The 20,567-nt window shown below is 41.4% G+C and carries 18 protein-coding genes and 1 pseudogene; 15 read left to right on the top strand and 4 right to left on the bottom strand.

Annotation, left to right across the window (positions count from 1 at the left end; genetic code table 11):
• The first annotated feature begins 261 nt into the window (after positions 1-261).
• The 6 genes and pseudogenes from DC094_RS06075 to DC094_RS22995 all read left to right on the top strand — a co-directional run bounded on the left by DC094_RS06075 (position 262) and on the right by DC094_RS22995 (position 6,915).
• Positions 262-1,011, top strand: coding sequence for an SDR family NAD(P)-dependent oxidoreductase (locus DC094_RS06075; protein WP_158527234.1), 750 nt, complete (start codon positions 262-264; stop codon positions 1,009-1,011).
• A gap of 13 nt (positions 1,012-1,024) precedes the next feature.
• Positions 1,025-1,798, top strand: coding sequence for an SDR family NAD(P)-dependent oxidoreductase (locus tag DC094_RS06080; RefSeq protein ID WP_158527235.1), 774 nt, complete (start codon positions 1,025-1,027; stop codon positions 1,796-1,798).
• Between the two features lie 103 nt (positions 1,799-1,901).
• Positions 1,902-2,354 (top strand): ester cyclase, encoded by a 453-nt coding sequence (locus tag DC094_RS06085; RefSeq protein ID WP_116686246.1) that lies wholly within the window; start codon positions 1,902-1,904, stop codon positions 2,352-2,354.
• A 1,159-nt stretch (positions 2,355-3,513) separates the two neighbouring features.
• Complete coding sequence (locus DC094_RS06090) at positions 3,514-4,137, top strand: hypothetical protein (protein WP_116686247.1); 624 nt, start codon at positions 3,514-3,516, stop codon at positions 4,135-4,137.
• A gap of 84 nt (positions 4,138-4,221) precedes the next feature.
• Positions 4,222-5,774, top strand: a protein-coding gene (locus DC094_RS06095) for an IS3 family transposase (protein WP_116686107.1) whose coding sequence is annotated in 2 segments (ribosomal slippage) — positions 4,222-4,681 and positions 4,681-5,774 — 1,554 coding nt in all. Because the reading frame shifts where the segments join, the coding sequence is not laid out codon by codon here.
• Positions 5,775-5,945: 171 nt separating this feature from the next.
• Positions 5,946-6,915 (top strand): annotated as a pseudogene (locus DC094_RS22995) (IS30 family transposase).
• 327 nt (positions 6,916-7,242) lie between these two features.
• Here the strand turns inward: DC094_RS22995 and DC094_RS06105 are convergent.
• Both DC094_RS06105 and ribA read right to left on the bottom strand, forming a co-directional pair.
• Positions 7,243-8,193: a LysR substrate-binding domain-containing protein gene (locus tag DC094_RS06105; protein ID WP_116686249.1), complete on the bottom strand. Its 951-nt coding sequence runs from the start codon at positions 8,191-8,193 to the stop codon at positions 7,243-7,245.
• 541 nt (positions 8,194-8,734) lie between these two features.
• Positions 8,735-9,319 carry a GTP cyclohydrolase II gene (gene ribA / locus DC094_RS06110; protein ID WP_116686250.1) on the bottom strand — a complete coding sequence of 195 codons (585 nt, stop codon included), beginning with the start codon at positions 9,317-9,319 and terminating at the stop codon, positions 8,735-8,737.
• Positions 9,320-9,467: 148 nt separating this feature from the next.
• Here ribA and DC094_RS06115 point away from each other — a divergent pair, with 148 nt between their 5' ends.
• Both DC094_RS06115 and DC094_RS06120 read left to right on the top strand, forming a co-directional pair.
• Positions 9,468-10,352 (top strand): spondin domain-containing protein, encoded by an 885-nt coding sequence (locus DC094_RS06115; protein WP_116686251.1) that lies wholly within the window; start codon positions 9,468-9,470, stop codon positions 10,350-10,352.
• 15 nt (positions 10,353-10,367) lie between these two features.
• Positions 10,368-11,084, top strand: coding sequence for a spondin domain-containing protein (locus DC094_RS06120; RefSeq protein ID WP_116686252.1), 717 nt, complete (start codon positions 10,368-10,370; stop codon positions 11,082-11,084).
• Positions 11,085-11,162: 78 nt separating this feature from the next.
• On the opposite strand, the gene DC094_RS06125 is transcribed toward DC094_RS06120, so the two are convergent.
• Positions 11,163-11,873: a 16S rRNA (uracil(1498)-N(3))-methyltransferase gene (locus tag DC094_RS06125; RefSeq protein ID WP_116686253.1), complete on the bottom strand. Its 711-nt coding sequence runs from the start codon at positions 11,871-11,873 to the stop codon at positions 11,163-11,165.
• Positions 11,874-11,963: 90 nt separating this feature from the next.
• Positions 11,964-13,373: a hypothetical protein gene (locus DC094_RS06130; RefSeq protein WP_116686254.1), complete on the bottom strand. Its 1,410-nt coding sequence runs from the start codon at positions 13,371-13,373 to the stop codon at positions 11,964-11,966.
• A 347-nt stretch (positions 13,374-13,720) separates the two neighbouring features.
• Here DC094_RS06130 and miaB point away from each other — a divergent pair, with 347 nt between their 5' ends.
• From miaB to DC094_RS06165, 7 genes are all read left to right on the top strand, one after another.
• Complete coding sequence (gene miaB, locus DC094_RS06135) at positions 13,721-15,064, top strand: tRNA (N6-isopentenyl adenosine(37)-C2)-methylthiotransferase MiaB (RefSeq protein ID WP_116686255.1); 1,344 nt, start codon at positions 13,721-13,723, stop codon at positions 15,062-15,064.
• A 214-nt stretch (positions 15,065-15,278) separates the two neighbouring features.
• On the top strand, positions 15,279-16,247 hold the full coding sequence (locus tag DC094_RS06140) for a PhoH family protein (protein WP_116686256.1): 969 nt from the start codon (positions 15,279-15,281) through the stop codon (positions 16,245-16,247).
• Positions 16,244-16,717, top strand: a complete 474-nt coding sequence (ybeY, locus tag DC094_RS06145) for an rRNA maturation RNase YbeY (protein WP_116686257.1) — start codon at positions 16,244-16,246, stop codon at positions 16,715-16,717. The genes DC094_RS06140 and ybeY overlap by 4 nt, the downstream gene beginning before the upstream one ends.
• Complete coding sequence (locus DC094_RS06150) at positions 16,714-17,553, top strand: CorC family transporter (protein WP_116686258.1); 840 nt, start codon at positions 16,714-16,716, stop codon at positions 17,551-17,553. The genes ybeY and DC094_RS06150 overlap by 4 nt, the downstream gene beginning before the upstream one ends.
• Before the next feature lie 433 nt (positions 17,554-17,986).
• On the top strand, positions 17,987-18,763 hold the full coding sequence (locus tag DC094_RS06155) for a hypothetical protein (protein WP_116686259.1): 777 nt from the start codon (positions 17,987-17,989) through the stop codon (positions 18,761-18,763).
• Positions 18,764-18,916: 153 nt separating this feature from the next.
• On the top strand, positions 18,917-19,597 hold the full coding sequence (locus DC094_RS06160; RefSeq protein ID WP_116686260.1) for an SDR family oxidoreductase: 681 nt from the start codon (positions 18,917-18,919) through the stop codon (positions 19,595-19,597).
• Between the two features lie 80 nt (positions 19,598-19,677).
• Positions 19,678-20,487: a hypothetical protein gene (locus DC094_RS06165; protein ID WP_116686261.1), complete on the top strand. Its 810-nt coding sequence runs from the start codon at positions 19,678-19,680 to the stop codon at positions 20,485-20,487.
• Positions 20,488-20,567: the final 80 nt, after the last annotated feature.

Consider the following 20,567-nt stretch of genomic DNA (forward strand, 5'->3'; position numbering starts at 1 on the left):
TACTAGTGGCGCAATTGACATAGCAGCCATAATGTAATGATCGACTTTAGTCACTAGTTTGTTTTGATTTATTTCTTCTTTACTCATTTTTGTTTTTCCTCATTCTTGTTTATTTTATTTAGAATATACTAAGCGTTAACACTCCATCAGATGAAATCCATTCACCAAACTGATGAAAAAATTGAAGCTGCACCCAATCAACTGTCCACATATCATAAAAGACACATATTTCGAATAAAACGCTTGGGGCAGGCTGTTAAAATGAAGTTACTAAATAAAACAGCTTTTATTACAGGTGCATCAACTGGAATTGGCCTTTCAATTGCCAAGGCCTTTGTAAGCGAAGGTTGTAATGTAGCGATTAGCTTCCCTACTTTTGATCCACCTCAACCAGAAGATATCGAATATTTTTCTACTTATAGCGATCAAATTTTCTGGGTGCCGTGCGATGTGACGAATGAAAGGTCAGTTTCACAAGCCGTTAATAAAACTATTGGTCACTTTGGAAAGCTAAATATCTTAGTTAACAATGCTGGGATTTCAATTAAATCCCCATTGATTGATTCCAGCATTACTGACTTTGATAAAATCATCTCTGTCAATTTACGAGGAAGCTATCTCGTTGGAAAGCACGGAATTTCAGCAATCCTACAGTCTGATGGGATAGGTACCGTGATTAACATTACGTCTGAGCTTTCGTATTTGGGGCGTGAAAATTACAGTGCTTATTGCGCGAGCAAAGCGGCGATACATGGGCTCACTCGATCATGGGCGCGTGAATTTGCACCAAACATACGAGTTAATTCAATAGCACCTGGCCCAATTGCTACCAGAATGTGCGATCCAGAAACAATGAATAAACATGAGTTTAAACTTGAAACAAGCAATCCAATGAAACGCTTTGGAAATACAGAAGAAATTGCGACTACTGCAGTATTTTTAGCTTCTGATGACACTTCATTTTATACCGGTCAATGCTTAAGCCCCAATGGTGGCGCCGTTTTTTATTAATCGAGATAATCGCATGTTTAATGACTTTCAAAATAAACACGTAGTTGTTACTGGTGCTTCGAGTGGTATAGGATTTGCCGTTGCAGAAGCTTTTGTGAACCATGGTGCTATTGTTTATATAGTAGCGAAAAATGACGACATATTTATTGCTGAAAAAAAATTACAGAAGTTATCGAATAAAAAAGTGACTGCACTAAAATGCGACATCTCATGCAATGAAAGTCTAAAAAATGAATTTTCTAAAATTGATACCATTGACGTTTTTATCGCCAATGCTGGAGTAGAATTCCCTACTCCAATTAATGACAATAGCAATGAAAATATGGAAAACTTTCAAAACATCATCAATACCAATGTTACTGGCACTTATCTATCTATTAAAAATGCTATCGATAAAATTCCAGATCGCGGATGCATTCTTATTACTTCGTCAATCTGGGGTAAAACGGCTGTTCCAGAATTCTCTGCTTACATCTCGAGCAAGCATGCAAACCTTGGATTAATGAAGGTATTAGCTAAAGAGCTCGGCACAAGAGAAATACGAGTTAACGCTGTATGCCCCGGATGGGTGAAAACTGCACCAGCGATGCATTCTTTAAAAAAAATGGCTCTTCATCAGAACACTTCACAAGAGACATTATTGAATGAGCTTGCATCAGAGCAATGTTTTGGTGAAGTACAAGAACCTAACGATGTTGCGCTCTGTTACTTAATGCTTGCCTCTAGCTATGCGATAAACATTACTGGACAAGCTGTAAACGCTGACAGAGGCGCTCTCGTGGTTTGACCCATTACAAATTTACTTTATATGAAAACATCATTGCCAGCATTAAAGTTTTATAACTTTTTGCTGTCATTACCATTAACCAAAAACAAGCAGGTAGAAAATAATGACTAACACTGAAAGAAACAAACAGACGGTTGCTAAAATTTACTCCATTTGCTGGAACAACGGTGACATGGAAGAAATTGATAAAGTTTTTGACGATAATGTTGAGCACGACCAATTCTTAGAAGATTGGCCAAAAGGAAAAGAAGGCTTTAAAACTTTAGTTAAGTTCTGGAGAACTGCATTCCCTGATATTAAAGAAGAAGCTTTAGAAATAATTGGTGAAGGAAACAAAGTCGCCAGTCGATTCCGTCTTTCAGGCACTCATTTAGGTGACTTTTATGGAATCCCTGGAACAGGTAGAAAAATCGATATTCTTGGCGCTGAAATTTTTGAATTTAATGAAGATGGAAAAGTAATCAAGTACTTCTACCATGAAGATACTATGGGTCTATTCATGCAAATCGGCTTACTGCCTCTTGACCATGACAAGATTGCAGGCGTTAATAATTAACCCCCTACTCACTAAATTGTGAGTTTTGCGCAGACAGATTGTCTGCGCTTTTTTTTGCCTTAAAATCATTATCTTTGCTTCAGCGCTCTGGCTTTAAAGAAATAGTCCCACAATGAAATGTTTGAATTTTTTATCGACACCTTTTAATTAGTCAGAACTGACTCAGTTTTCACTCTATATTAATGAAACTAGTTAATTTTCGTCGTCTAGGTAAGCTTATGTGCGCATCTGGATTTAGATGCGTCATATCTGTAATCACGCAAGCAACCCATGTCCTATAGCCTGCCTGTAAACGCAGCTCTAATCCGCAAGCAGGATATTGATCATTAAATTGCTGAAACAGCTTTAAGTTAAACATTTTTAGTATTGAGCACTTGTTATAATCAAGTGTTAGTTAACGCAATACTTTGTTGCTGTTTTGTCGCACGCGATCCATATTGATAATTTTAGATTTGGTACATAAAGCCTAAATTCAATCGATGTTGTAATCTCGGTCACTAGTAATAAATAAACAACCCCTGACTATTGGAGCGACCACTGATCAATTTATTCTTTAGACATTAGTGGGGCGCGGCGTATTGTTATGTTTTATTGTCAACAATATCGATAGATCCAGCTTAATATTAAAACGCATTACAATATTAACAAGACTGGCTTTCAACTTAAACTGATATAGTTTCTTCTTTGCAAAAAACACAGATCAATTTGACAGCCTTAGCTAGGCTAAAACGCTGCCCGACAAAGAATTTTAGCGAATACAACACTCTCAGCAGATACAGACAACATGTTCTTTTTTACAACGAACTAACTTTTTAATAATCGGCCTTTAGGTTGCTATTTATTTATCAATAAATATTGCGATAACATGAGAGTAATTGATAAAAAAATAAATACTATATCTTATCACTACCTGTTTAACATCCTGCTACTGAAAACTCACTGAAAAAAATCAAAACAATGCCAACACTTTATTTATTATACTTTTTCTATCAATATCAAAACACAAAGTTTCAGTGTCAAACTATAGATCATTAAAAACAGACGGTTAATTTTTCAACACCCGCTTGTCATAAAAAATTTGCGCAACGTAGTACAACATCAAATTAATGACTAAAGTAATTTCTGTAGAATTTAAAACAGCAACTGGTACATTGATATTATGCCAACATTAAAGCCCCCTAGAGAAAAATCTACTCGTACACCTGTTGATTGGCTTTCAAGCTGCACGAAGGCCTCAATTGCTAAAATAAAAGTAGCGTTTACTGCAAAAGGCGCAAACAGGACAGGTACTTTTAAACAATATTTCCATGTAATTTGGGAAAATCAAGCAAAAAGAATGGCTTTCAACTTTAGTATTTCTAACACGAACTTGCTAATCAGAAGCCTTGATTCAGGCGATGAAATTTGCTGGCCACACCACATGTTAGAAGCCGATCGGATACTATTATCAACGATAATATCTGGCTTTTCAGTTCTACTTAAGACCCACAGGGATGTCAATGACTTTTCCGGTATTGAAGATAAACATAACGATACGATATTTTCTAATAGCGACTTAGTGACCATAGACACACTCAACACAACAATAGCTATTATTCGTCAAGGAGAGTTATGGATTTCAAAAAAATCATCTTCTAGAGAGCTTTCACAAGTTATGATTTATGTTGAAAAATATGGCATTGGCGCAATCATCTGGGATGATTCTGAAGGTTTTAGAGGGACAAACATTCTACATAAAATTGAGTTATTTAAGGATCGAGTGCAAAGTTCATATCCAAGCTAATTTCTTCCAAACCCGCCCTGTCAGGATAGTTGTCTCTTAACTTAATCCATCCTTTTTCAATTGAGGATGGCAGGAATTACGGACATGCCCTCTTATTCTGAAGAAAGAAAACACGCTGTTTTAAAACGATTATTACCTCCTCAAAGCTTATCTATTCCTGTGCTTGCTAAAGAAGAAGGTATTTCTGAGGCAGCATTGTACAATTGGCGCAAACGATTTAACCTCTCTGGTCATCCCATGCCTGAAAAACATCTGAGTTCTGAACAATGGTCTGCTGAAGCTAAGTTTGCTGTTGTCCTTGCAACTGCCAGCTTTAATGAAGCTGAACTGAGTGAATATTGCCGTGAAAAAGGTCTGTATCCAAACCAGATAAAGCAATGGAAACAAGCCTGTATTCACGGTAACCAATCGGCGGAAAAAGCATCCAAAGCGCCTCGAAAAACGCTTAAAGAAAAAACAGATGAAAAGAAAATCAAAAAGTTAGAAAAAGAATTGAGACGTAAAGATAAAGCACTTGCAGAGGCGAGCACGCTGTTGATTCTTTCAAAAAAGCTCGATGCTTGGTACGGAATCGACAGCGAGGACAACTAACGTCACTTGCACAGCGCCAGCAGTGTTTGGAATGGTTTCATCAAGCCATTACTGAGGGTGCGCGCCGTCGCCAAGCTGCTGATATATTGAATATCAGCTTGAAAACACTGAACCGTTGGCAAGACAAAGCAGGCAAAACTATAGAAGACCAACGTCCATTGGTGGTTAAAGATATGCCTGCTAACAAGCTGTCAAAGGAAGAAGAAAAGACAATATTAAATATTAGTAATCAAAAAGAATTCAGTCGGTTACCGCCTTGTCAGATTGTCCCTACGCTTGCAGATCGCGGCACCTATATTGCCAGCGAATCCTCTTGGTACAGAGTATTAAGACGAAATGGCCAATTAACGCATCGAGGCCGTAGTAAAAAGCCTCATAAACGGCGAAAGCCGACAACGCATATCGCGACAAGCGCAAATCAAGTCTGGACATGGGATATTAGTTATTTACCTTCTCGAACCAAAGGCTTGTTCTGGTATTTATATTTGATTGTCGATATTTACAGTCGAAAAATTGTTGGCTGGGAAGTCTATGAAGTGGAATCGGGTGAGTATGCCAAGGTATTGGTAGCGCGCACTTTATTATCAGAAAATTGCTTGAAAAACCCACCCGTACTTCATTCTGACAATGGTGCGCCGATGAAGAGTTTTACCTTTAAGGCGCGCCTCGAAGAATTAGGTGTTGGATCTTCATATAGCCGTCCTAGAGTCAGTAATGACAACCCTTATTCAGAATCGTTGTTTCGAACGGTGAAATACTGCCCTGAATATCCGAGCAGCGGCTTTGCAACTCTGGATGATGCCAGAAGCTGGATGTTAAAATTTGCACGTTGGTACAACCACGAGCATCGACATAGTGGTATCAAATTTGTGACGCCGCACCAGCGCCATAATAATGAAGACAAGCAACTACTTGAAAAGAGAGTGGCGGTTTATGAATTGGCTAAATCAGAACATCCAGAGCGATGGCCAGGCGCAATCAGGGATTGGAGCCATATAAATGAAGTCGCTTTAAATCCAGAAAGAGAAAGGGCGGGTATAAATTAATCTAAAAAGGGACAACTACCTTGAAAAATACCGCAAATCAAAAAAACAGCCATAAATTAAAATCGCGGATTCGTATCATAAGTGCATAACCTCTGTTTGCTAGCAGAGGTTGAGTTAAAAGAAGAGCTCAAATATTTTCTCTGTTGGCGACCAAACCAAACTGAGGCCACAATGAGCTACAAACATCTGAACTCTGAAGAAAGATACTATATTGAGACACGCTTAAAAATGGGCGACTCGCTTAACACTATTGTCAGCAGCCTTCAGCGCAACCAGAGTACACTTTCCAGAGAAGTGAAACGCAACACAGGTTTACGAGGCTATCGCCATAAAAAAGCTCAAGAATTTGCCCAAAAACGCCTTGAAGACAAGCCTAAACAGAGAAAGATTACTGAAGCTACTGTCGATTATATTTGCTATGGATTAAAGGAACATTGGAGTCCGGAACAAATTGCAGGGCGCGCAGACAAAGATGGTTTGTTTAAGATGCACCATCAGACGATTTATAATTTTATTCGTAAAGACAAAAGATTAGGCGGATTACTGTATCGCTACTTGCCTAGGAAATTAAAACCTTATCGAAAGAAATACGGTAGTTCTGGTGGCTCGTGCAAAGGTATTTCAGGGCGGATAGGAATAGAAGATCGCCCAACCATTGTTGATACCAGAGCACGTATTGGAGACTGGGAAGCCTGATACCATTATTGGAAAAGGTCACTAAGGTGCGATAGCAACGATTGATGAGCGAAAGAGCAAGCTTCGTCTGGCAATGCCGGTTCAGAAAAAAACAACAGAAAATGTTGTCGGTGCGCTGATTAGCTTACTACTGCCGATTAAAAAGCATGTTAAAACAATAATATTTGATAATGGAAGAGAGTTCGCTAGCCATCAAAACTTAAGCAAAAAAAATTAAGTGCGATAATTATTTTGCAAAACCTTATAGCTCTTGAGAAAGAGGGCAGAATGAAAATGCTAATGGATTGTTACGACGTTACCTCCCAAAGACGATGTCTTTGAAAAATATTAAAACCAAGAAGTGATAGAAGCGGTTGATCGATTGAATAGTCGCCCAAGAAAATGTTTGAATTACCAAACTGCATACGAAGCATTTGAAGCAGAAACCAAGATCAGTAGAAAATAATTGCTGGGTTATGCACTTAAGATTTGAATTCAGGAATTATAAAATCATTAGTATTTAACAATTATCTACATTAGTATTTTTACAAGCTGTGTCGAGCATTAGCGAACCACAACGATTCTCATCAATACCTGTTTACCGCACCTAATGGTTTATTAGTTTAGAAGTTTTGTACATATAAAGTATTTCGTACAATCTTACCCGATGCGCCTTTAGGCCTACTCAGACTACAAAATCATCTAACGTAGGCTGAGTAAGATTTTAAGTCGAACACGACATTGTAACTGTAGAATTTCTATTAAATTCTGAAGCCTTAACCAGCGCATCGCTTTAATTGTCTTCTTCGATATCATCTATTAGAGAACCTATCCTACTTTCTCTGTACTGATCTGCTTCGTCTAACAACCATTCTTGAAACGCGATCATTTTTTCTTTATCTGCATTGCCTTTTTCACATACTAAATAATATGATTTATCTTTCAAATACAAGCTGGGGTCAGTTGGTATGACTAGATCGCCGCTATTAAGATATGATGAAGCAGTAATTACGCTGCAAAGCGCGACCCCTCTACTTGCAAGCGCAGCTTGAATGCAAATATATTCATCGCTATATGTTTCGATAAGCTTAGCTTTATCCATTTTAGTTTGTGAGAGCGCAAACCATTTTTCCCAACAAGGGTCATCTTCAGCAAAATTTTCCCATTCATATACTATTAATGAATGGTTTAACAAATCACTCGGTGATATTCGGCCTTTAGTATCAATAAATTTTGGTGAACAAACAGGAACAACATAGTTATTTAAAACCCAGGCAAAATGCAACCCATCATAACCACCACCACCATGCCTGATTGATACATCGAAATTACTTGAGGTTAAATTTTTTATTGAATCGCTTGCATCAATCTTTAATCCGTAATCAGGGTAAAGCTCTCTAAATTTATACGCTCTTTCGGACAACCAACTGCTCGCAAATGATTTTGTAGTGGTAATCATCAACGGTCCGTTACTCTCTGAATGAGAAAGTGCACCCACGGCCTCATGAAGCTTTGAAAACGCATCCATTACTAACGGTGCAAAAATTTCGCCTTCATTCGTCAAACTCAATGACCGCGTCAACCTGTTGAATAATCGAACACCAAGATCATCTTCTAGTGATTTAATGTTATGGCTAATTGCTGTTGGTGTAACATTAAGTTCATCTGCTGCTTTTTTAAAGCTCAAATGCTTTGCTGCATACACAAATGCCTGAATACCACGAAGCTGGGGAAGTCTTTGCATCAGTTACCTACATATTTAACTGCTGACCTAAAATAATGATTAGTTCTCGTACTGCGGTTGCAGTAGCTAAAAACAAATAAAAAGCTACGAGCCATTAGTTGTTTAAATGACAACGTATCCTAAAATCAGTTTTTAAAGCCAGCTAACACGCTACCGCTCATTCATTTGCAATCTAACTGGCTTAAACAACTATTATTAGTTGACTTGAATTCACGGAGAACTTTGTAATGATTAAGATAATCAAAGTTTCAGCATACACTTAATGCGTGCAAAGTAAATATTTCAAAAACGCAATACCATTTTGCAACCATGAATTAACTCAATGTAGCCAATAAGATCACCTGACTATTCATTAGAAACCTATTGACTAATTAACTCCTTAAGTAATCAGGTGTAATCGCTCTATAAATTTTTTCGACTAAACAAGTCACCAAGATCATTAACATCTAAAATCGAATAGATTGAATTTTCATTTAATACGCGCATAAAAAAACCAGAGCTTTTGGCTCTGGTTTTTTTATCAAGCAAGGTCAGTGAATAATTACAGCAAATGCCCTAATTTACCGGCCTTGGTTGATAAGTAATGGCTATTGTGTGAATTTTGGCCAGCGCAATGGGGCACTCGCTCAACCACTTCAACACCACAAGCTTCCATGGCTGCAACCTTGCGAGGGTTATTGGTCATCAGGCGGGCTTTTTTCACTCCAACCTTTTCCAGCATCTCACCAACAAAGCTGTAGTCACGTTGATCGGCTTCAAAGCCTAAAGCAATGTTAGCTTCGACTGTGTCATGCCCCTGATCTTGCAAAGCATAGGCTCGGATTTTATTAAGCAAACCAATACCACGTCCTTCCTGACGCAAGTACAACAATACGCCAGCACCTTCTTCAGCAATTCGCTGCATAGCAGCTTGTAATTGCGGGCCACAATCACAACGCAAGCTAAACAGCGCATCTCCGGTTAAACATTCGGAATGAATTCTCATCAACACCGGCGACTGCGGATCAAACTCACCCATTGTTAGGGCGACATGTTCCTTACCGCTCTGCAAGTCTTCAAAGCCATGCAGAGTAAAATCACCCCAACGGGTCGGCAGTCGTGATGCGGCGACATACTTCAACGACACAGCATTCTCAACTCAAAAACTAATAGCGCGCAGATATTACTCCCTGCATCAGTAAAACCCAAATTATCTGGGAAATCTCTTGATCTGGACTATCTTTTGCTCTGTCAACGGCAGGATACAGACCAATAAAAACCTTCAGGGAAGCCCCATGAAAAAACAATTGATTTTGCTCAGCTTTGCCGCATTAAGTCTTGCGATGCCAAGCGCTCATGCTCGAACCATTTCGATCAATATGACCAATTTAATGCATGGCACTTATATTACGCCGCAAATTGCAGCGACCCATACCAGTAGCTACACCCTATTCCGGGTCGGAACAGATGCCACTGAAGCGCTACGCATTATGGCTGAAACCGGTAATGTGGGTGCGTTGAACAAAAACACATCAACGCTAACAATTGGTGGCCCAGGTGGTGCCACTGGAATTGTTGCCGATCTAAACAATAACAACCAGCTTGATGGGCAAATACCCAGCACTTCAGATCAAGTAGTTAACGCATCAGGCACCAACGACACTGCACCGGTGATTTTGCTAGCCCCAGGTACCAATCAAGATTATACCGATATCAACCTCACTGAATCGAATACTCATCTTTCAATTGTCGGCATGTTAATGCCTTCCAATGATGGCTTTGTTGGCTTGGATAGTTGGAAAATCCCCGCAGGCACGGGTAGCTGGGTTGTTTATTTAAATGCTTACGATGCCGGGACTGAAGCAAACACTGAGCAAACCATCCCTGCCAGTGAAACTGATCAAACAGCCGCCGATGGTGCTTGCAATTTAGCTTTAGATGAAACCAATACTTGTACCGGCGTTTTTATTCCATTCCATCCAGATGCTGGCAATAATAATGCAGCTGGTTTTGGTGTAGGTGGTTCAGCTGTAGGTGCAACAGATTCCAATGATAAAGTCCATATTCATCGTGGCCACCTAGGTGAGCTGGATGCCAGTGATAACACCGGTGATTTAAAAGCTAAAGTCCATCGCTGGTTAAATCCGGTTGCCAAGGTCGTCATTACCATTAGCGAATAGCCAGGAGCAATTACGATGAAAAAATTACTTGCTCTGCCGCTACTGTTTTTATTCTGCGCAGTAACATTAATCAGCTGTTCAGATAACGACAACCGTAATTACCAATATCGAATATCGGTACTTAACCTCACCAACAATCAGCCGATTTCGCCCATGGCTGTTATTGTTCACAGCAATCAATTTAATGCATGGGAAAATGGCGCAGCTGCTTCAGTCGCATTAGAAAAACTCGCAGAAGCCGGTGAACCTGATGATTTAATTGCATTGGCGGATGCTTCTAACGATGTCTATTATCACGCCGCTTTGGGTGAACAAAACCTACAAGCTGGCAATTCAATATTGTTAGATATAAGTTTTGTTACTCATAAAAATAATCCGTTAATGCTGACCATTGCAGGCAAATTACAAAATACCAATGATGGTTTTGCCGGACGAACCATGATCGATTTACAGCAGCTTGCATTTACTGATCACAACAAAGCGTCAATCAATTTATTTGCATGGGACAGCGGCACTGAAGCCAATACAGAAACTGAGGCAACTATATCTGGCCCTGCAGGTACTGGAACCGGCTTTGACGCATCAAGGGTTGGCGATATTGATAAAGTTTCACAACATATCGGCATTATTGGCAATCAAGGCGATAAATTAGCTTTAACTGACTCAGTATTAACCAGCAGCCATAAGTTTGACAATCCGGTCGCCCGAGTTTTTATTACTCGAACTAATTAACATTAATTTAGAATTAATTAAGCGCTCTTTAAAAAGAGCGCTTAATTTATTTTAAGGCAGGCACTACAGAACGAACCGTTAAAACAACCTAGCAGCCAATGCCGTGACCGCAGTATCTACTCGTAAAATTCTTGGGCCTAAATTGACCGAAGCCAATCCTGCTTCTTGCATTTTTTCCACTTCATAGGGAATCCAGCCACCTTCTGGGCCAATCGCTAGTACGGTTGACTGTGCAGCATGTCGTGGGCAGCTCAAGCTGGCACGAGGATCTGCCACTAACCCTAGTTTTCCACAAGTAATTGCTGGTAGACGATCTTCAACAAAAAGCTTGAATCGTTTTTCAATAATAACCTCAGGTAGCACGGTATCTCGCCCTTGCTCTAAACCCAAAATCAGCTGCTCTCTAATCGTTTCTGGCTCCAACCATGGAGACTGCCAAAAGCTTTTTTCTACTCGATAGCTATTGAGCAAGATCAACCGTTCAATACCTAAAGTAGCCACATGCTGAAAAATTCTTTTAAGCATTTTCGGCCGAGGCAAACCGAGCAGTAATGTTAACGGCAGCCGTGGCGGCGGTGGGGTATCTAACACGATTTGATCGAGTAATAATCGATTCGATGACAGCTCAATAATTTTCCCCTGCCCCATCTTGCCGCCCAGCAAACCAACTTTAAGTGTCGAGCCAATCTCTGGTTTGATATGGGTTTTTACATGCTGGAATCGACGGTCAGTTAACTTAACTTGACCGTTTTCAATAAAATCAGCAGCTTCGAGCAGGATCAGGTTCATATAAATTCAAGAGGAATATGGCAAGGCGGCAAGGATAATCAGCTAGTCGATAACACGCAAGCCAAGCACTTTAACCCTTACGGATATCAGCTAAAAAACAACCTTGCGAATCATCGCTCCGTCAAGGCGCTCCCAGAATTCTTCCAGCCCCCGATGGTTCTGCCTCAAGCAAATATTCACTGAATCAGCCGCTAACTTGTCGTCAATGCCGTCGATTAATTCAGCCAATAAATGCGGGTTATTTAGCATGCTTGAATTAATCTGCTTTGCCATTGCAGGCACATCTAACGCATTGGAAAATGTTGCTAACCGCTCAGTGTCTGCCGCCCAAAAACGATTTAACTGATTGGCCGTTTGCAATGGTTTTACCTGACTGGCTAAGCTGGCGAGCAAATCAGGCTCATAAAACATCCAACGATCTATCACTTGTCCCAGCAGTTTTTTATCCAGTGAACGTAAAACAGTTAAAAATTCTTGCTGGTTATCCGCCAGCATACGATTCAAAGTAAACGACAGTCGATGGGCGTCTAATTCACCTAAAAATGAAGATAACCAACCGGGGTTTAATTGCAGCACTTCGTTAATCACCCTTGCAACCTGCTCGGGCCGTAAACCATTAATTAAATTGGCCGGGCCATCTGGTTTCATGGCAGTTGCTTGGCGAACAATCGTGGCAATCCGCTGGCTATCTAAGCCGGATAACACCTTAGCAAAAGCGGTGGCATTCAAACGATGTAACAACTGATTGACCTTTTCTGGGTCACTAATTACCAACTTATTAATGCTTTGTGCCACTAGCTTGGCATCACTGCCTTGCCAGATTTCAGCCAATAGATTTGGCCGCGACTGCAGCAATTGACTAATACTTTTTGCAAGCTGTTCACTGGAAAGCGGCTCGACTAATTGCTGCAATAAGTCAGGGTTGGCTTGATATAGCTTACCGACGCCATCGCCAATTTTTTTCGGGTCTAACCCGGCAATCATCAGTGGAATTAGTTCAGGATATTGCTGGTCAATGTGCAGTGATAAATCAACCCAGCGCCGCTGAGGAATTTGCGACAGCACTTGTAAACCACGGCCATCGGCTAATAAACCATCGACTATTTTACCGACTTGTTTCGGATCGACCTGCTGCAGAATTTCAGCTGAGAATTGCGGATGATCTCCTAATGCCTTATTCAGTGCTTGGCCGAATAGTTTAGGATCAAGTCCTTTGATGTATTCACTGATAATCGCTGGATCCTTCTCCAGTGACAAATTAACCATTGCTGCAACCGACTGATGATTGATCTGCCCTAAATAGCGATGGAGTAAATCCGGGTTTTGCCGCAGGTAATAATTTGCTGCAGGCACTACAAAACGACCGCTGACCTGTTCAATCCATTTCTCGGCATGCCCGGTATAAAAACCAAACGGCAGCACCACGAAAACCAACAGAATTAGTATTAAATTCAGTAAATTGAGCAATCTCTGCAAGGCAGGATGAAGCAGCCCGGTCATTATTAGTCACTTTGTTATATTGCCGGTAAGATTATCTGCAGGTTAACAAAGCTGTTTATCAGTTAAAAGCAGCATAAAGGAATCATCTCTTTAAGCGTTTCATTCTTAATCAATGGCTTGTCTCTATACACCCCTGCCATAGGCTTTCATGCTCTGAATAACAAGTTCGGAGCATGGCACTGTGCCTATCAATATAAATCCCATAATCCATAAAAATTAATTCTTTTAGAGAATCAATTGCCCGAGCGAATCAATTCCTACGATCGCTATGGTTGTAGCCGAGCGCCGCTCGCAGTAAAATCCACAGCTATTTTTTCGACTTTGACCAACAGGTTCCCCATATCCGGATGAGCACGAGCAAAAAGCTGTACATAGAAACCTTCGGCTGCCAGATGAATGAGTATGATTCCAAGCGCATGGCTGAGTTACTGCAGGTAAGCCACGACCTTGAGCCTACTGATAATCCAGAAGACGCTGATGTGTTGCTGCTGAATACCTGCTCAATCCGCGAGAAGGCTCAGGAGAAAGTTTTCCATCAATTAGGCCGTTGGCGGCTGCTGAAGGAAAAGAACCCCGACTTGAAAATCGGTGTTGGCGGCTGCGTAGCCAGCCAGGAAGGCGACAAAATCATCAAGCGCGCGCCTTTTGTTGATATGGTTTTCGGCCCGCAGACTCTGCACCGTTTACCAGAAATGATCGACGCCAACGACAGCCCTGAAATGCTGAAAATTGTCGACGTCACCTTCCCGGAAATCGAGAAATTCGACAATCTGCCAGAGCAGGTTGCTGATGGCGCTACTGCCTTTATCTCGATCATGGAAGGCTGCGATAAGTTTTGTACTTTCTGCGTGGTGCCTTATACCCGCGGCAAGGAAGTTAGCCGTCCATTTGACGACATCATTGTTGAAGCCGCCGGCTTGGCTGAGCAAGGTGTTCGTGAAGTAAACATGCTGGGCCAGAACGTGAATGCCTATCGCGGCATTGACCACGAAGGTCAACAAGTCGATTTAGCCGATCTGATTCGGGTTCTGGCGCAAATCGATGGTATCGATCGAATTCGTTTTACCACTTCACACCCGGTTGAGTTCACCGATTCTTTAGTCGATGTTTATGACGAAGTACCTGAATTAGTTAGCCATTTGCACCTGCCGGTACAGAGTGGTTCTAACAGTGTTTTGACCGCAATGAAACGCGGCCACACCCGTGAGCATTACGTCAAACTGATGAATCGCATTCGCGCTAAACGTCCGAACATCAGTTTTAGTTCTGACTTTATCATTGGCTTTCCCGGTGAAACCGATCAGGACTTTGAAGACACCATGAATCTGATCGCCGAGATCGATTTTGATATGTCCTTTAGCTTTATTTACAGCCCTCGTCCTGGCACTCCAGCTTCTGAAATGGAAGATGATTTGCCGATGGCGGTAAAAAAGCAGCGCTTACAACTATTGCAAGCTCGCATCAATCAGCAGTCTCGTCGCATCAGTGAACAAATGCTGGGCAATATCGAAAAGGTATTGGTTACCGGTACTTCGCGTAAAGATGAGCATGAGCTGGCGGGCCGCACCGAAAATAACCGGGTGGTTAACTTCCCTGCGAGTGCCGAATTAATTGATGATTTGATTGGCGATTTCGCGATGGTAAAAATTATCGAAGCTTTGCCTAACTCGCTTCGCGGTGAGTTGATTTAAAGACGAAGTAGGTTTGGTAAGCCTAAAGCGCAACCAGACATTTTTGTCTGATTGCGCTCACGCTTATCAAATCTACATCAGCTTCAAACCTGCAACTTCCACTTGCATGCTAAGGTCATAGAGTTAAAGTGAGCTTATATACTCAAAGTAATGTTAAGTATGGCGAGTATAAACTTTGCTTTTTTCAAGTGTCAGCTGAGGATTAGACAACAACTTGAGCACACAATTAGAAACTCGGGATTTTTCCCTAGAACCTGCAGATAATCATCGTTTGGCCAGCTTAAACGGCCAGCTTAACGAGCATCTGAAGATGATCGAACGCCGCCTTGGTGTTGAGATTAACAACCGCGGCAACCTGTATCAGATCATCGCCCTGCCTTTTATTGTCGATAGCACACAAGCCCTGTTACAAGACCTTTACCTGCAAACTGACGACCTTGATCTGACATCAGCCCAAGTGCATCTGAAATTGCAAGAAGTCAGCTTGGCGTTAGAAAACAAACAGCCGGACAATCTACCCGACAACTTGGTGGTCAAAACCCGCAAAGGTTTAATCAAGCCGCGCGGCGTTAATCAGCGCAGTTATATTTTTAATATTCAGCGCAATGACATCAGTTTTGGTGTTGGCCCAGCTGGTACCGGTAAAACTTGGTTAGCAGTTGCCTGCGCGGTTGAAGCATTGGAAAAAGACCAAATCAGCCGAATTATGCTGGTTCGTCCAGCGGTTGAAGCCGGTGAAAAACTAGGCTTTTTACCCGGTGATTTAAGTCAGAAAGTCGACCCTTATTTACGTCCACTTTACGATGCCTTGTATGAAATGCTTGGGCTTGAAAAGGTCGAAAAACTAATTGAGCGAAACGTGATCGAAGTAGCACCTTTGGCTTATATGCGTGGCCGAACCCTCAACGATGCGTTTATTATTCTTGATGAGAGCCAGAACACCACCGTCGAACAGATGAAAATGTTTCTGACCCGAATCGGTTTTAATTCCAAGGCAGTGATTACCGGAGATGTTACTCAGGTTGATCTACCTACTGGAAAAATGTCCGGTTTGCGGCATGCTATCAAGGTATTAAGCGAGGTCGACGAAATATCTTTTACCTTCTTCCAATCGAAGGATGTGGTTCGTCACCGAATTGTGCAACGGGTTATCGAAGCTTACGAAAAGGCTGAATCTCAATGACACCGGATATAGACCTACAGATCGCCACTGACGATCCCGACCCATTACCGAAATTGGCAGACTTACAGCGCTGGATCGCTGCGAGCCTGCCGGATTCTATGGAAACTGCTGAGCTGACCATTCGCATCGTCGAATCCGACGAAAGTCAGCAACTGAATCATCAGTATCGGCAAAAAGATAAACCCACCAATGTACTGTCCTTTCCCTTCGAATGCCCACCCGGTATTGATCTCCCCTTGCTAGGCGATTTAATTATTTGCCAGCAAGTGGTCGAGGCAGAAGCCATTGAACAGCAAAAACCATTAACGGCCCATTGGGCACATATGGTGGTGCATGGTTGCTTACATTTATTGGGTTATGACCATATCGAAGACCAAGAAGCTGAGGAAATGGAAAGCCTTGAGCGACAAATTTTACAAGGACTCGGATTCGCCGATCCTTACGCAGATGAGGCAGAGGAAAACGCATGAGCGAAGACCACAGTAGCGGGTCGTCGAGATCCTGGCTGGAACGAATCACTCTAGCATTAACTGGCGAGCCACAAACGCAAAAACAGTTAGTTGATGTGCTGGATGATGCGCGAGAGCGCGGCCTTCTCGACGACGATGCCTTTGGCATGATTGAGGGAGTAATGAAAGTCTCCGAACTTCAGGTTCGAGACGTAATGATCCCTCGCCCGCAGATGGTAGTTGTGGAAAAAGAGGCCGAGCCTCAGGAATTTCTCGGTGATCTGATTGAATCAGGCCACTCTCGCTTTCCAGTGATCGGTGATAACCGCGATGAGGTTTTGGGCATTTTACTTGCCAAAGATCTACTCGGTTGGACAGTTCACAACGAAGGTTGGGGAAATTTCGACATCCGTGATCTGTTGCGTAAGCCGGCCTTTGTGCCGGAGTCCAAGCCCTTGGATGCCATGCTCAAAGAATTCCGCCAAACCCGTAACCACATGGCGATTGTGGTCGATGAATACGGTGGAGTTTCTGGCTTGGTAACCATCGAAGACGTGCTAGAGCTGATCGTCGGTGAAATTGAAGATGAATATGATCAAGAAGAAGAAGATCAGATCATCGACACCGATGAAAAAACCGCTGAAGTTGAAGCTTTAACACCAATTGAAGATTTCAACGAGCATTTTAAAACTGAATACTCCGACGAAGAAGTCGATACCGTCGGCGGCTTGGTAATGCAGGCGTTAGGCCACTTACCGGTTAAAGGCGAAGTCGTTGAAATTAACAACTTCCGTTTTGAAGTTCTGGCGGCAGATAACCGTCGGATTGAAATGCTAAAAGTAGAAAAGATTGACTGATTAGTTCTACTCTTAAGTTCTGACTAGTATGACCACAGAAAATTAAAAATGGCGGTGAAATTCACCGCCATTTTTTTAAATATATTAAAGTGGACGTAAAAATTAAAAACACGATAAATTGTCGCATTTAATGTCTTGGATTCATTTCTCACATTTATTATTTGAAATAAAGCAAACATATCAAGTTCGATCGAACCTCTCTTTTTACTTTAAAGACAACTTTCATAACCATCTTTCAGTAACTTACCACAAGCTTTTTTATATTGCCCACTGCCTTACTGACTACCAGTCATCAATCAAAGCATCCCTTACACTAATCAACCCATAGATTTTTAAATAAAAAAAACAAACAATAGTGGTTAAGTTTTTCTAACTGCACTTTTTTCTAATCACTAGAAGAGAAGTATGCAGCGCTGAAATATAGGCGAGCCATATGCCATACCCAAGCAGAGTGAACAAGAATATATTGCTTTGGTCTGTTAGTAGTCCAACCGATGTGTTCGTCCGAGCTTTCACTGTCGATAAAAATATTTCAGGCACCGCAACACTGCCCTTCAATATCGACTATTCAGTGCTTGTTCATGATGAAATCTTTAACTTGGAGTCTCTAATAAGTTCTAAAGGTGCTGATTTAGCATGTCAGAGCATTCCGATAAACAAGCATAGTTTTCACGACAAGCCATTAATTCCAGCGACAGATATTCTTCACCCTGATAAAGCAAAAAATATTAAAAAATATGTCAGCTCTATAACTAGCGGTGTAAGTAATGAGTTACAACGTTATTGCGATTTTCAATCAAATGGCATAACGACCAAAGCAAACCAGTTCACTCAGATGCGCTCTGAACTAGAATGCTTTAACGATGATCAATTTGCCTTTGCCATACTGACTCAAAAATCAACCATCGCATCTGTGGTTAGTGATTTAAGCAAGCAATACCCGACTATCCGCTCAATTACTTTCATTCTTACCGAGCTGAAACTCGCGCACACCGAACCAGGTAGAACAAGATTACAATGGAACAAGGCTAAATTAGAGCAAGAAGCTGCCAAGGTTAAACAACTCATGCAAATTGCTAGCCCGAGTCACAGTGATGTTGACCTTTTTTCAGCTATTAACCTTGACGCTCCAGATCGTACTACCATAGAGTATGCCAGCTTACCCAATGATCGGCGCCCAAGATCCAATGCTATAAACAAACGGAAGTAGCTATTAATCATTGCACTTGTTTTTGCATTCTTTTATGGATATGGCGCATATAACTCCCGGGTGTACCCACAGGCTACGAAAACCAATCGGTTTTAATTAATAAGCCTCTGATATTTAAATTAATGCTGCGGCAACAAACTTGAGGTTAATAACATGCAAACCATATTAATTACTGGCGCTAACCGGGGTATTGGTTTGGCGTTAACCGAGAGCTATCTAGCACAGGGCGATCAGGTTATTGCGGTATGCCGTGAAACCACGCCTGAACTAGATGCAACCAGCGCAGAAATCATCGAAGGCATTGATGTCACCAGTAGCGAAAATATTCAATCACTCGTCAGCATACTCAGTGGGCAAAAACTGGATATATTAATTAACAATGCCGGTATTTTATTTAATGAACAATTAGGCGACATAACGCTCAAGAGAGCCAAAGAAAATATCACGACTCAGTTTTTAATTAATGCATTAGCACCTTTAGAAGTCACCGATGCATTGGTTTCTAGCGGTAATCTACAAGCCGGAAGCAAAGTCGGTATTGTCACTAGTCGCATGGGTTCAATTACTGATAACGACTCTGGTGGCCGCTATGGTTACCGAATGTCAAAAGCTGCGGTGAATGCAGCTGGGAAATCACTCGCGATTGATCTGGCAGCAAAAGACATCGCTGTTGCTTTGTTACATCCAGGCTGGGTACAAACCAGAATGGTTGGCTTTGGTGGTTTAATATCACCACAAGAATCTGCCAGCGGATTAGTTAACGTTATAGCGCAGTTGACTCAAAAAAATAGCGGTGGATTTTTGCATACCAATGGAGAAACACTGCCTTGGTAGTAAATTAATTGATGCAGATAGTTTTCATATGAAAACAAAAAAGTTACCCTCCATCAAATAAATTGGGAGGGAAAATTACAATGAAAAAACAGCTTTTAGCAATTTTAATTTGCACTACATTAGCAGCATGCGGCGGCGGTAGCGGAAGCAGTTCTGGCGAAACCACACCCCCTGCAGGCTCATTCGACCCAGCATCTTTTATGGGTAAAGCCGATGAACCGACGCTACAGCTGCTAAATATTCCCAACGGTGAAGAAATACAGCTCAATCAGCAATCCAACATCACTTTCTCTACTGGTACTGTAATCTATAACTTCAACCCAACTAGTTCGGGAAAGGTTTCAATAGTTGTATCAGGCAACAGAAATTTTAACTTCAATGTTACTGGTCAGGAAGAAATTGAAGCGCCATATTCTGATGATTCTATTCGTTATCTGGTACTGGACGCAGTAGCTGAGCAATCCTACCAAATACAGGTTAATAGCAACCCAGGAGCTGAATTAAATATAATCGTTGCTGAAGCCAACAGAGAAACCCTGGCTATTGAAGATGGTGAAGTATATTTCTCTGGTCTAATGGCTACAACAGAGAACTGTTTTGGTAGCGAGACCACGTATACTCCTACTCATTTTGTGATCGACTTTACTGACAACTATTTCCAGTATGGTGATCGTACCTATGACAGATACCCAATAACTGTCGATTCAACTGGCCGTATTTTTAATTTTGAAAACGACTTTGAAGACGCTTCACGCACAGGGTCTATCATGGTTTCCGGACTTTCAGGCAGTATTATTTATCAAGAAACTGCAAAGGAAACTACCTCAAACGGTGACAATCAAACAGAATGCACCACTAAAAAACTCATTAACGCAATGCCTGTGCTGTAAAAAACTGAAAGGAGTAGCTATTGGCTGCTCCTTATTTTAGGATTAATCAAAATTTACAAAGCATCTACTGCTTCTGATAA

The organism is Pelagibaculum spongiae, assembly GCF_003097315.1.
GTDB lineage: Bacteria > Pseudomonadota > Gammaproteobacteria > Enterobacterales > Pelagibaculaceae > Pelagibaculum > Pelagibaculum spongiae.

What these genes read in the sequence shown, in the direction of transcription:
- DC094_RS06075 (WP_158527234.1), top strand. Translation starts at nt 262, where the DNA reads ATGAAGTTACTAAATAAAACAGCTTTTATTACAGGTGCATCAACTGGA.
- DC094_RS06080 (WP_158527235.1), top strand. Translation starts at nt 1,025, where the DNA reads ATGTTTAATGACTTTCAAAATAAACACGTAGTTGTTACTGGTGCTTCG.
- DC094_RS06085 (WP_116686246.1), top strand. Translation starts at nt 1,902, where the DNA reads ATGACTAACACTGAAAGAAACAAACAGACGGTTGCTAAAATTTACTCC.
- DC094_RS06090 (WP_116686247.1), top strand. Translation starts at nt 3,514, where the DNA reads ATGCCAACATTAAAGCCCCCTAGAGAAAAATCTACTCGTACACCTGTT.
- DC094_RS06105 (WP_116686249.1), bottom strand. Translation starts at nt 8,193, where the DNA reads ATGCAAAGACTTCCCCAGCTTCGTGGTATTCAGGCATTTGTGTATGCA.
- DC094_RS06115 (WP_116686251.1), top strand. Translation starts at nt 9,468, where the DNA reads ATGAAAAAACAATTGATTTTGCTCAGCTTTGCCGCATTAAGTCTTGCG.
- DC094_RS06120 (WP_116686252.1), top strand. Translation starts at nt 10,368, where the DNA reads ATGAAAAAATTACTTGCTCTGCCGCTACTGTTTTTATTCTGCGCAGTA.
- DC094_RS06125 (WP_116686253.1), bottom strand. Translation starts at nt 11,873, where the DNA reads ATGAACCTGATCCTGCTCGAAGCTGCTGATTTTATTGAAAACGGTCAA.
- DC094_RS06130 (WP_116686254.1), bottom strand. Translation starts at nt 13,373, where the DNA reads ATGACCGGGCTGCTTCATCCTGCCTTGCAGAGATTGCTCAATTTACTG.
- miaB (WP_116686255.1), top strand. Translation starts at nt 13,721, where the DNA reads ATGAGCACGAGCAAAAAGCTGTACATAGAAACCTTCGGCTGCCAGATG.
- ybeY (WP_116686257.1), top strand. Translation starts at nt 16,244, where the DNA reads ATGACACCGGATATAGACCTACAGATCGCCACTGACGATCCCGACCCA.
- DC094_RS06150 (WP_116686258.1), top strand. Translation starts at nt 16,714, where the DNA reads ATGAGCGAAGACCACAGTAGCGGGTCGTCGAGATCCTGGCTGGAACGA.
- DC094_RS06155 (WP_116686259.1), top strand. Translation starts at nt 17,987, where the DNA reads ATGCCATACCCAAGCAGAGTGAACAAGAATATATTGCTTTGGTCTGTT.
- DC094_RS06160 (WP_116686260.1), top strand. Translation starts at nt 18,917, where the DNA reads ATGCAAACCATATTAATTACTGGCGCTAACCGGGGTATTGGTTTGGCG.
- DC094_RS06165 (WP_116686261.1), top strand. Translation starts at nt 19,678, where the DNA reads ATGAAAAAACAGCTTTTAGCAATTTTAATTTGCACTACATTAGCAGCA.